This is a genomic window from Streptomyces sp. YS-3, from assembly GCF_045257485.1.
GTDB lineage: Bacteria > Actinomycetota > Actinomycetes > Streptomycetales > Streptomycetaceae > Streptomyces.
Genome location: NZ_JBJHPC010000217.1, coordinates 1 through 11,094 on the forward strand (window position 1 = coordinate 1; position 11,094 = coordinate 11,094).

Consider the following 11,094-nt stretch of genomic DNA (forward strand, 5'->3'; position numbering starts at 1 on the left):
AGACCGTCGAGGTCGGCGCCGAGCTGGCGATCATCGACGACGGCTCCGGCGCCGGCGACCGGGGCGGGGATCTCGGTGTCGACCTTGTCGGTGGAGACCTCCAGCAGCGGCTCGTCCTCGGCCACCTCCTCGCCGACCTGCTTCAGCCAGCGGGTGACGGTGCCCTCGGTCACGCTCTCACCGAGCGCGGGAAGGACGACGTCGGTGCCCTCGGCGGAGCTGCCGCCGGAGGCGGCCTCGGCCGTCGGGGCCGGGGCGGGGGTCTGCGTCTCGGTGGACGGCGCGGCCTGCGGTGCGGGGGCCTCCTGAGCGGGGGCCTCCTGCGCCGGAGCCTGCTGCGCCGGGGCGGCCTCGGCGGCCGGGGCGCCGGAGCCGTCGTCGATGATCGCCAGCTCGGCGCCGACCTCGACGGTCTCGTCCTCGGCCACCTTGATGGAGGCCAGGATGCCGGAGGCGGGGGCCGGGATCTCGGTGTCGACCTTGTCGGTCGAGACCTCGAGCAACGGCTCGTCGGCCTCGACGCGCTCGCCCTCGGCCTTGAGCCAGCGGGTGACGGTGCCCTCGGTGACGCTCTCGCCGAGCGCCGGAAGGGTTACGGAAACCGACATGGTTTCAGTTTCTCCTTACAGATTTGCGGAAGTGGTCGTCGCGCCCGAGGGCAATCAGTCGTGGGAGTGCAGCGGCTTGCCGGCCAGCGCCAGGTGCGCCTCGCCGAGCGCCTCGTTCTGCGTCGGGTGCGCGTGGATGAGCTGCGCGACCTCGGCCGGCAGAGCCTCCCAGTTGTAGATCAGCTGGGCCTCGCCGACCTGCTCGCCCATACGGTCACCGACCATGTGGACGCCGACCACGGCACCGTCCTTGACCTGGACGAGCTTGATCTCGCCCGCGGTCTTGAGGATCTTGCTCTTGCCGTTGCCCGCGAGGTTGTACTTCAGAGCGACGACCTTGTCCGCACCGTAGATCTCCTTGGCCTTGGCCTCGGAGATGCCGACGGAGGCGACCTCGGGGTGGCAGTACGTCACGCGCGGCACACCGTCGTAGTCGATCGGGACGGTCTTGAGACCGGCCAGACGCTCCGCCACCAGGATGCCCTCGGCGAAGCCGACGTGCGCGAGCTGGAGCGTCGGGACGAGGTCACCGACGGCGGAGATGGTGGGCACGTTGGTGCGCATGTACTCGTCGACCAGGACGTAGCCGCGGTCCATCGCGACGCCCTGCTCCTCGTAACCGAGGCCCTGGGAGACCGGGCCGCGGCCGATGGCGACGAGGAGGACCTCGGCCTCGAACTCCTTGCCGTCGGCCAGCGTGACCTTGACACCGTTCTGGGTGTACTCGGCCTTCTGGAAGAAGGTGCCCAGGTTGAACTTGATGCCGCGCTTGCGGAAGGCGCGCTCCAGGAGCTTGGAGGAGTTCTCGTCCTCGGCCGGCACCAGGTGCTTGAGGCCCTCGACGACCGTGACGTCGGTGCCGAAGGACTTCCACGCCGAGGCGAACTCGACGCCGATGACGCCGCCGCCCAGGATGATCGCGGACTGCGGGACCCGGTCCAGGGTGAGCGCGTGGTCCGAGGAGATGATCCGGTTGCCGTCGATCTCCAGGCCCGGCAGCGACTTCGGCACGGAGCCGGTCGCCAGAAGGACGTGGCGGCCCTGGACGCGCTGCCCGTTGACGTCGACCGAGGTGGGCGACGACAGCCGGCCCTCACCCTCGATGTACGTCACCTTGCGGGAGGCGACCAGCCCCTGGAGGCCCTTGTAGAGGCCCGAGATCACGTCGTCCTTGTACTTGTGGACGGCCGCGATGTCGATGCCCTCGAAGGTGGCCTTGACACCGAACTGCTCGGCCTCGCGCGCCTGGTCGGCGATCTCGCCGGCGTGCAGCAGGGCCTTGGTGGGGATGCAGCCGTTGTGCAGGCAGGTGCCGCCGAGCTTGTTCTTCTCGATCAGTGCGACGTCCAGGCCCAGCTGCGCTCCGCGCAGGGCCGCGGCGTAGCCGCCACTGCCACCGCCGAGGATCACTAGGTCGAAAACGGTGCTGGCGTCGTTCGCCACGTCACGTCCTCCATGCATGTGCGCCGGGCGCGGTCGTCGATGACCGGCGGCGGCTGGTGTTCGGCCGCTTTTCTTCGGCCCTGTGGTGGGGGCCCTGTCCTGCCGAGAACCCATCTTCGCACTTGTTGACGGAAGGCGGGACGCGGGGCCGGGGTCTGAGACGGCCGATCGTCCCTCTGGCGGGCGATCACCGGGTACGTATCCCCGGATTTCGTCCACAGCGGAACCCGGCCGCGTGCGAGGGGTGAACACGAATGGCCTCGGGCATATGCCCGAGGCCATCGGTGTCACAGGGGTCAGCCCAGCTCGCCGTCGGCGGTGCGCTCGGCCAGCCGGACCAGGGTGCGGACCGCGGAGCCGGTGCCGCCCTTGGGGGTGTAGCCGAAGGGGGCGCCCTCGTTGTAGGCCGGGCCCGCGATGTCCAGGTGGGCCCAGGTGATGCCCTCGCCCACGAACTCCTTCAGGAACAGACCGGCCACCAGGCCGCCGCCCATCCGCTCACCCATGTTGGCGATGTCGGCGGTCGGGGAGTCCATGCCCTTGCGCAGGTCGGCGGGGAGCGGCATCGGCCAGGACTGCTCGCCGGCCTCCTCGGCCGTCTCGTGGACGGCGGTGCGGAAGGCGTCGTCGTTGGCCATCACACCGAAGGTGCGGCTGCCGAGCGCCATCATCATGGCGCCGGTCAGGGTCGCCACGTCGACGATCGCGTCCGGGTTCTCCTCGGAGGCCTTGGCCAGGGCGTCGGCCAGGACGAGCCGGCCCTCGGCGTCGGTGTTGAGGACCTCGACGGTCTTGCCGCTGTACATGCGCAGGACGTCGCCCGGACGGGTGGCGGTGCCCGACGGCATGTTCTCGGCGAGCGCCAGCCAGCCGGTGACGTTCACCTTCAGGCCCAGGCGGGCGGCCGTGACGACGGCGGCGAAGACGGCGGCGGCGCCGGCCATGTCGCACTTCATCGTCTCGTTGTGGCCGGCCGGCTTGAGCGAGATGCCGCCCGAGTCGTAGGTGATGCCCTTGCCGACGAAGGCCAGGGACTTCTCCGCCTTGGGGTGGGTGTAGCCGATGCGCACCAGACGCGGGGCGTTGGCCGAGCCGGCGCCGACGCCGAGGATGCCGCCGTAGCCGCCCTTGGTGAGGGCCTTCTCGTCGAGCACCTGGACCCTGACGCCGTGCTCCTTGCCGGCCGCGGTGGCGACGGCGGCGAAGGACTCGGGGTAGAGGTCGTTCGGCGGGGTGTTCACCAGGTCGCGGGCGCGGTTGATCTCCTCGGCCAGCGCGACCGCGCGCTCGACGGCGGCCTTGTGAGCCTTGTCACGCGGCTTGGCGCCGGTCAGGGCGATTTCGGCCAGCGGCGCCTTGCCGTTCTTGGCGCCGTCCTGGTACGCGGTGAAGGCGTACGAGCCGAGCAGCGCGCCCTCCGCGATGGCCGCCACGTCCTCGGCCGCCTCCACGGGCAGCGCGAACGCGGCCTTCTTGGTGCCGGTGAGGGCGCGGGCCGCGACACCGGCGGCCGTGCGCAGCACCTCGGCGGCGAACGTCTCGTCCTCGTCGGGGGCCGTGCCGAGTCCGACGGCCAGCACGACGGGTGCCTTCAGACCGGACGGCGACGGCAGCTTGGTCGCCTCGCCCTCGGCACCGGAGGCGCCCAGGGTCTCCAGGACGCCGGCGAGCTTGCCGCCGAACGCCTTGTCCACGGCCTCGGCGCCCGGTGCGACGACCAGACCCCCCTTGGGCCCGGTGCCCTTGGTGATGCCGACGACCACGGCGTCGGCGCGCAGCGTCGCGGCACCGGCAGTGCTGAGAGTCAGAGCAGTCACGGTGGTGAAGTCTCTCTTCCGTTGAGTTCTCGAGCCGAGGGATGGGTCGGCTGTGCCCCGGCGCATCGTAATTCGGCCGAGTTGGGCGCGGATACGAGCGTACGCGCGCGGAAGCGCTCCGATCACGGCGGCGGCAATTCACTCATCCGTGGTGTCTGTTCAATGTTTGCCCGCCAGACTGTGACCGCTCGGTCACACTCGGCGCGTCCGGGCAAGGGCGCACAGGGCTCCTTTGCACCATTTCCACAGGTCCTGCCGTGTGCGCACGCATAGGGAAGGGCCCCCATGAGGGGGGAACGTTGAAGAAGGCGAACCGGATGAGAACGGGCAGAACGGCCAAGGCACTGCTCACCGCCGGCCTCCTGGCGGCGGGCATACCCGCGGCCGGAGCCGACACCGCGGCGGTGTCCCCGCGCATCGACCTCCAGGTGCTCGTCCTGGACGACGGAGGCGGCGCGGTGCAGGCGCTGACGGCCCAGCTCCGGAGCATCGGACTGCCGTACCGGACGGTGCGGCTGGGCGACGCCGGGCGCCCGACGGTCGACGCGGCGTTCCTCGGTGACACGGTGAACGGGCGTCCCCGCGCCAGGTTCCAGGGCGTGATCGCGCCCGACGAGATCCCCTTCGGCTCGGCCGACTCCCCCGAGCAGACCGCGCTCGCGGCGTACGAGAAGACCTTCGGCATCCGCCAGATCGACGCCAGTACCTGGGCCCACCCCGAGGTCGGCCTCGACTACACGGACCGCGACGGCGGCTGGGCCGGGGTGCTCGACGGCGCCAGGACCCGGATCACACCGGAAGGGCTGGCGGGCCCCTTCGCCTACCTCGACGGAACGGTTCCCTTCGAGGACAACTCCGACGCGGTCGCGGAGAGTTACGGCTACGCGGGCCACCCCCGGGAGGGCTACACCAGCTATCTCACCGCGCCCACCGGCGGCTCCCTGGTCGGGTCCTACACCCACGACGGGCGCAGCGAACTCGTCGTCACCTTCGCCTACAACCAGTACCAGCAGCAGTTCCAGGTCCTGGCCCGCGGCATGGTGGAGTGGCTGACCCAGGGCGTCCACCTCGGGCAGAGCCGCGGCTACTTCGCCGTGCACGTCGACGACGTCTTCGCCCCGGACGCCCGCTGGGACACCGCGCGCCACTGCACACCGGGCGACTTCGACTGCGCCGGCGGGGGCGGCGCGACGAGCGACATCCGGATGACGGCGGCCGACGCGCAGTACGCCGCCCAGTGGGAGCGGTCCAGCGGATTCACCCTCGACCTGCTGTACAACGCGGGTTCCGGCGAGGAGTGGAAGGCCGAGAACGGCGGCACCGACGCGCTCACCGCCCAGCTCCTCGCCGACAGGGCCGCGTTCCGCTGGGAGAACCACACCTACACGCACGAGTTCCTCGGCTGCGTCCAGGACACCACCACGGTGCCCTGGAGCTGCGCGAAGAACGCGGACGGCAGCACCAAGTGGGTCAGCCGGAGCGACATCTCCGCCCAGATCAACAACAACTACCAGTGGGGCGTGCAGAAAGGCCTCCCGGTCGACCGCACCGAACTGGTCACCGGTGAGCACTCCGGCCTGAAGACCCTGCCGCAGCAGCCGCAGGACAACCCCAACCTGGCCGGCGGCCTCCTGGACGCCGGGGTCAGGTGGACCGGCAGCGACAACTCGCGCGAGCCGCAGCAGCGCCCGGTCGGCCAGGCCCTCACGGTGCCGCGCCACCCGATGAACGTGTACTACAACGTGGGCACCGCGGCCGAGATGACCGACGAGTACAACTGGATCTACACCGCGAAGGCGGACGGCGGCAGCGGGGTCTGCGAGAACAACCCGACCTCCACCTGTCTGCCGGGGCCGCTGCCCACCGCCACCGGGTACGCGTCGCACATCGTGCCCCAGGAGGCCGCCACCGCCCTGCGGCACGTGCTCGGCAACGACCCGCGCCCGCACTACGTCCACCAGTCCAACCTCGCCGAGGAGCGCCTCCTCTACCCGGTCCTGGACAAGGTGCTCGGCGACTACCGCGCCCTGTTCGCGGACAGCGCGCCCGTCGTCAGCCTGCGCCAGCGCGACATCGGCGCCGAACTGAGCCGCCAGGCCGCGTGGGCCCAGGCGGTCGCGGACGGCAAGGTCACTGCGTACCGCGTCGGCACCACCGTCACCGTCCAGGCGCCCTCGGGCGTGGCGGCACCCGTCACGGTCCCCGAGGGCACCCAGCAGCAACAGCTCCTCGGCACCACCGTGTTCGGCTCGCCGTACGCGGGCCGGCGCTCCGCCTGGTCCTCACCCGGACCGCTCCAGGCGGCGGTCACGCTGAGGCTTCCGGCCTGACGGCCGTCCGACATTCGCTGTCCAGGGGGGACACCCATGCCGAGCAGTGGCCGTCATGTCACCATGCTCACCGAAGGCACCTATCCGCACATCCACGGCGGTGTGAGCACCTGGTGCGACCAGCTCGTCCGCGGTATGCCGGAGGTCGACTTCAACGTCCTGGCCCTCACCGGGAGCGGCCGTGAGCCGGTCACCTGGGAGCTGCCGCCGAACGTGTACCGGCACACGGCGTTCCCCCTGTGGGGGCCGGCGCCGCGGCGCCGGCCCCTCCTCGGCAGGGAACGGCGCCGCTTCATAGACGTCTACGAGCGGTTCCTGCTCTCGATGCTCGACCCGGAGTCCGGCTGCGACTTCGGCCAGGGGCTGTACGCCCTGGCGCGGCTGGCCCGGGCCGGGCGCCTGTCGGGGGCGCTGCGCTCGGAGGCCGCGCTGCGGTCGCTGATGTGGATCTGGACCATGCCGCATCTGGAGACGGCCGCCGCGCGGCCCACCGTGCACGACGCCCTGACCGCCACCGACCTCCTGGAACACGCGCTGCGCCCGCTGAGCGCCCGCCTCCCGGAGGACTGCGTGGCGCACGCGGTCAGCAGCGGTCTCGCCACCCTGCCCGCGCTCGCCGCCCAGCACTTCGACGGCGTGCCCTTCCTCCTCACCGAGCACGGCATCTATCTGCGCGAGCGCTACCTCGGCTACCGCACCGGCGAGCAGAGCTGGCCGGTGAAGTCGCTGATCCTCGGCTTCTACCGCGAGCTCAACTCCACGGGGTACCGCCGGGCCGACCTCATCACCCCGTGCAACCAGTACAACCGCCGCTGGGAGGAGCGCGGCGGGGCGCCGGCCGACCGCATCAGGACGGTCTACAACGGCGTCGACCCCAGCCTCTTCCCGCACGCCGGCCCCGACCCGGCGGTGCCCACCCTCAGCTGGTGCGGACGTGTCGACCCCATCAAGGACCTGGAGACCCTGATCCGGGCGTACGCCATGGTCAGGGCGGAGCTGCCGCGGGTGCGGCTGCGGCTGTTCGGGCCGGTCCCGCAGGGCAACGCGGACTACCGCACGCGGCTGGAGAAGCTCGCCGCCGAACTCGGCGTCACCGACGGGATCACCTACGAGGGCCGGGTCAGCGATGTCGCCGGCGCCTACGCGGCGGGAAGCGTGGTGATGCTCTCCAGCATCAGCGAGGGGTTCCCCTTCTCGCTGATAGAGGCGATGTCCTGCGGGCGCGCCACCGTCTCCACGGACGTGGGCGGGGTGCGCGAGGCCGTCGGGGACGCGGGCCTGGTGGTCCCGCCGCGCGAGCCCGCGCTGATGGCGGAGGCCGCCCTGTCGCTGCTGCGCGACCACGAGCGGCGCGCGGCACTGGGCGCGGCGGCCCGCGCCCGGGTCGTCGAGCAGTTCACCCTCCACCGGTCCGTGGACGGCTTCCGCCGGATCTACCTGGAGCTCGCCGGGGCCCCGGAGCCCCTGCCCCGGTACGCGCCGCCCGTCGAGCGGCCCGCCGAAGTGCCGGCCGAGGTGCCCGCCGAGGTGCCGGGTGCGTCGGACGACTGGACGCTCGAACTCACCGACCCCTGGTACCGGGAGCTGGCGTCCGACGGGTCCGTCTGGTGAGCGGTTCGCTCTGGCTGGGCGCGGAGGGGCAGCACACCCTGCCCTTCATCCCGCGCCAGCGCCCCCACGGCACCGCCGCCGACCCCCTCGACGAACTGGCCGAGCGGATGGAGGAGTTGATAGCCGCCGCCGTCCACCCGGACGAGATCGCGGCCATCCTGGAGTCCGACGGCATGACCGACCCCCACATCCGTACCGCCTACGGCCGGCGGGACTCCTTCGAGCTCGCCGAGGACCTCTACGCGCGCGTGGAGCGCCGCTACCCGACGGCCGCGCCCCCGGCCGCCGACCCCTGGCACAGCTCCCTCGGCGCCTGCCTGCTGCGCGGGCTGGTCTTCGCCCTGCCCGGCCTCGCGTACGTCCTCGGCGCGCCGCTGCTCGCCGGTCCCGCGGACCGCTTCGGCCTGCCCTTCGGCACGGTCCCGCTGCTCGCCTCGGCCGTCACCGGCTGGGTGTGGAACCAGGGGCTCTCCCACCGGGCGTACACGTGGCTCGGCCTCGGCGACCGGCGCGCCGCGGGCGCCGCCCTGCGCACCGGGGCCCCGGTGGGGGCGGTGCTCGGCGCGCTGGTGGCGCTGGCGGTGAGCGGGCCCGGCGAACTGCCCGCGGCCGGCTTCGCCGCCGGGCAGGCGGTCTATCTGGCGGCGGCGACCGTGCTGCTCGTCCTGGGGCGCGAGCGGGACCTGCTGTACGCGCTGGCGCCGGTGGCGGCGGGCGCCGCCGCGGCCACCGCCACCGGCCTGCCCGACCCGGTACGCACTGGGCTGCTGCTTCTCTCGCTCGGCGCCGCGGCCGGCTTCGCCCGGCGCGCCCTGGCCGGCGCGGGCGGCGAGGCGGGCACGGCCGACGGCCGGCCGGGCCCGTCCCTGGCCGCCGCCGTCCCGTACGCGCTCTTCGGCCTGGGCACCGGGGTCCTGGTGCTCTGCGCGGCCGTCGGGGACGTGCCGGCCGGCGGGGCCGGGATCGCCGTGGCCGCGCCCTCGGCCGTCGCGCTCACCCTGAGCATGGGGCCCGCCGAGTGGCTGCTGTACCGCTTCCGCAGCCGGAGCCGGGCCGGGCTGCGGGCCCGCACCACCGCCCGCGGCTTCCGCCGGGCGACCGCCGTGACCACCGCGGTCTGCCTGGGCGGCTATCTCGCCGTGCTGTGCGGCCTCGCCTTCGCCGGCACCCTGCTGTGGCCCGGCGCCCCGGAACCCGGCGCGCTCCGGCTGACGGGCCTGCTGCTCACCGGCACGGTCCTGTGGACCGCGCTGCTGCTCCAGTCCTACGGCGCCGTCCGCGTCGCCGCCACGGTGTGCTGTGCGGCGGGCGGGGCGCAGGTGCTGGCCCTGGTGACCGGGGCGGGCCACCCGAGCACGGTCGGGCCGGTGGTGGCGGGCACCGCCGCGGTGGTGCTCGCCGCGCTGGCGGGGGCGCTGCTGGGACGGGCGACGGCCCACCGCGTATGACCGCAGCCGAGGCGGGGCCCGCGGCGGCCCCGCGCACAGGGAGAGAATCCACCCACACCATGCACACCACACCCGCCACACCGACCACGCCCGCCCCTTCCGCCCCGCGGCGGGAGCTCCTCGTCCCGTTCTACGACCACCCGGCCGACCGGCCCGACGCCTGGGAGACGCTGATCGCGGCGGCACCCCGGCTGTACGGGGTGGTGCTCAACCCCGCCAGCGGCGCCGGGCAGGCCCCCGACGCGGCGTTCGCCGAGGCGGCGGCCCGGCTGCGGAGAGCCGGCGTGCCCGTCCTGGGCTACGCGGACACGGACTACGGCCGCCGCCCCCACGCCGACGTCGTACGCGACCTGCTGAACCACCGCGACTGGTACGGGGCCGACGGCGCCTTCCTCGACCAGGCGGCCACCGACCCGGCGCTGCTCGGCCACTACCGCCGGCTCGCCGTGGCCGCCCGCGCCGCCGGGGCCCGCACCCTGGTCCTCAACCACGGCACCCACCCCGACCCCGGGTACGCCGCGCTCGCGGACCTGCTCGTCACCTACGAGGGCACCTGGGCGGCCTACCCGGGGGCGGGCGCCCCGGAGTGGACCCTGGCCCATCCGCCGGAGCGGTTCTGCCACCTCCTCTACGCGGCCCCGCCCGGCGTCCGGCCCGCCACGCCCGTGCACTGCGCGGTGCCGGGCGTGGCCCCGCACCCCTGGGGCACGCTGCCGCACCTCCTGGAGCACGCCCGATGACCCGCCGCCTCCCGCTCGCGCTGGTCCTGCTGCTGCTCCTGGTCGCGGGGTGCTCCTCGGCCCCGTCGGACGACGACGACAGACCGGGGCCGGACGAGTCCGCTCCGGCGCCGTCGGTGTCCGCGCCACGCCCCACCGGCGGGCACTGGCAGCCACGGCCCGGCCTCGCCTGGCAGTGGCAGCTCACCGGCGAGCTGGACCCGACGGTGGACGTACCGGTGTACGACGTCGACGGATTCCATGTGTCCCGGGCGCAGGTCGACGATCTGCACCGGCGTGGGCGCAAGGTGATCTGTTACGTGTCCACCGGCGCCTGGGAGGACTTCCGTCCGGACGCCGGCCGGTTCCCCGCGTCGGTGCTGGGCAGGCCCAACGGCTGGAAGGGTGAGCGCTGGCTCGACGTCCGCCGTACGGACGTGCTGGGGCCGCTGATGACCCGGCGGTTCGACATGTGCCGGGAGAAGGGGTTCGACGCGGTCGAGCCGGACAACATGGACGGCTACGCCAACGAGACCGGCTTCCCGCTCACGGCCGCGCAGCAGCTCGCGTACAACCGGCTGGTCGCGCGGCTCGCCCACGACCGGGGCCTGGCGGTCGGACTGAAGAACGACCTCGACCAGATCCCGGAGCTGGTGGGGGAGTTCGACTTCGCGGTGAACGAGCAGTGCGTGGAGTTCGGCGAGTGCGAGGCGCTGGGCGCGTTCACCCGCGCCGGGAAGGCGGTCTTCCACGTCGAGTACGACAAGGGGCCCGCCACGTTCTGCGAGGTGGCGCGGAAGCTGGGACTGAGCTCCATGCGGAAGGAGTCGGAGCTGGGGACGTGGCGCCGGCCGTGCCCGAGGGGGTCCTAGCTCGTCCCCAGTGCCGCCACGATCAGCGCCGTCGTCGTGGCCGTCTCCGCCAGCGCGCCGAACACGTCTCCCGTCACCCCGCCGAAGCGGCGTACGCAGTGGCCCAGGAGCAGCTGGGCCGCCGTCAGGGCCGCCAGGAGCGCCAGGGTGTGGTGGAGGGCCGCGCCGGGGCCCAGCGCCAGCCCGGCCGCCGCCGCGCACCCCGCCGCCACCAGTACGGCCACCCCGCCCGCCGCCCGCCACGGC

Annotated in this window: 9 protein-coding genes; 5 read left to right on the top strand and 4 right to left on the bottom strand. The window is 73.3% G+C overall.

What is annotated here, in order from left to right; translation table 11 throughout:
- From ACJA3G_RS18860 to ACJA3G_RS18870, 3 genes are all read right to left on the bottom strand, one after another.
- Positions 1 to 608: biotin/lipoyl-containing protein (locus ACJA3G_RS18860; protein WP_406554175.1), on the bottom strand; the 608-nt coding region annotated here is incomplete at its 3' end.
- A gap of 54 nt (positions 609 to 662) precedes the next feature.
- The gene (gene lpdA, locus ACJA3G_RS18865; protein WP_190088689.1) at positions 663 to 2,051 is read right to left on the bottom strand and encodes a dihydrolipoyl dehydrogenase; all 1,389 of its coding nucleotides are present in this window, start codon (positions 2,049 to 2,051) and stop codon (positions 663 to 665) included.
- A gap of 296 nt (positions 2,052 to 2,347) precedes the next feature.
- Entirely contained in the window at positions 2,348 to 3,868 is a 1,521-nt protein-coding gene (locus ACJA3G_RS18870; RefSeq protein WP_406554176.1) for a leucyl aminopeptidase, read from the bottom strand.
- Between the two features lie 317 nt (positions 3,869 to 4,185).
- Here ACJA3G_RS18870 and ACJA3G_RS18875 point away from each other — a divergent pair, with 317 nt between their 5' ends.
- The 5 genes from ACJA3G_RS18875 to ACJA3G_RS18895 are packed head-to-tail and all read left to right on the top strand — an operon-like array spanning position 4,186 to position 10,848.
- Entirely contained in the window at positions 4,186 to 6,198 is a 2,013-nt protein-coding gene (locus tag ACJA3G_RS18875) for a hypothetical protein (RefSeq protein ID WP_406554177.1), read from the top strand.
- A gap of 36 nt (positions 6,199 to 6,234) precedes the next feature.
- Positions 6,235 to 7,809, top strand: a complete 1,575-nt coding sequence (gene pelF, locus ACJA3G_RS18880; protein WP_406554178.1) for a GT4 family glycosyltransferase PelF — start codon at positions 6,235 to 6,237, stop codon at positions 7,807 to 7,809.
- A complete protein-coding gene (locus ACJA3G_RS18885) occupies positions 7,806 to 9,257 on the top strand; it encodes a hypothetical protein (protein WP_406554179.1) in 1,452 nt (483 codons plus the stop codon). Before pelF ends, ACJA3G_RS18885 begins: the two co-directional genes overlap by 4 nt.
- A 59-nt stretch (positions 9,258 to 9,316) precedes the next feature.
- Positions 9,317 to 9,997 carry a spherulation-specific family 4 protein gene (locus tag ACJA3G_RS18890; RefSeq protein WP_406554180.1) on the top strand — a complete coding sequence of 227 codons (681 nt, stop codon included), beginning with the start codon at positions 9,317 to 9,319 and terminating at the stop codon, positions 9,995 to 9,997.
- Positions 9,994 to 10,848 carry an endo alpha-1,4 polygalactosaminidase gene (locus ACJA3G_RS18895; protein WP_406554181.1) on the top strand — a complete coding sequence of 285 codons (855 nt, stop codon included), beginning with the start codon at positions 9,994 to 9,996 and terminating at the stop codon, positions 10,846 to 10,848. Before ACJA3G_RS18890 ends, ACJA3G_RS18895 begins: the two co-directional genes overlap by 4 nt.
- Here the strand turns inward: ACJA3G_RS18895 and ACJA3G_RS18900 are convergent.
- Positions 10,845 to 11,094, bottom strand: a 250-nt coding sequence (locus ACJA3G_RS18900) for an adenosylcobinamide-GDP ribazoletransferase (protein ID WP_406554182.1), incomplete at its 5' end; no start/stop codon positions are given. The two genes, ACJA3G_RS18895 and ACJA3G_RS18900, sit on opposite strands and share 4 nt — an antisense overlap.

What these genes read in the sequence shown, in the direction of transcription:
- ACJA3G_RS18890 (WP_406554180.1), top strand. Translation starts at nt 9,317, where the DNA reads ATGCACACCACACCCGCCACACCGACCACGCCCGCCCCTTCCGCCCCG.
- pelF (WP_406554178.1), top strand. Translation starts at nt 6,235, where the DNA reads ATGCCGAGCAGTGGCCGTCATGTCACCATGCTCACCGAAGGCACCTAT.
- ACJA3G_RS18875 (WP_406554177.1), top strand. Translation starts at nt 4,186, where the DNA reads ATGAGAACGGGCAGAACGGCCAAGGCACTGCTCACCGCCGGCCTCCTG.
- ACJA3G_RS18895 (WP_406554181.1), top strand. Translation starts at nt 9,994, where the DNA reads ATGACCCGCCGCCTCCCGCTCGCGCTGGTCCTGCTGCTGCTCCTGGTC.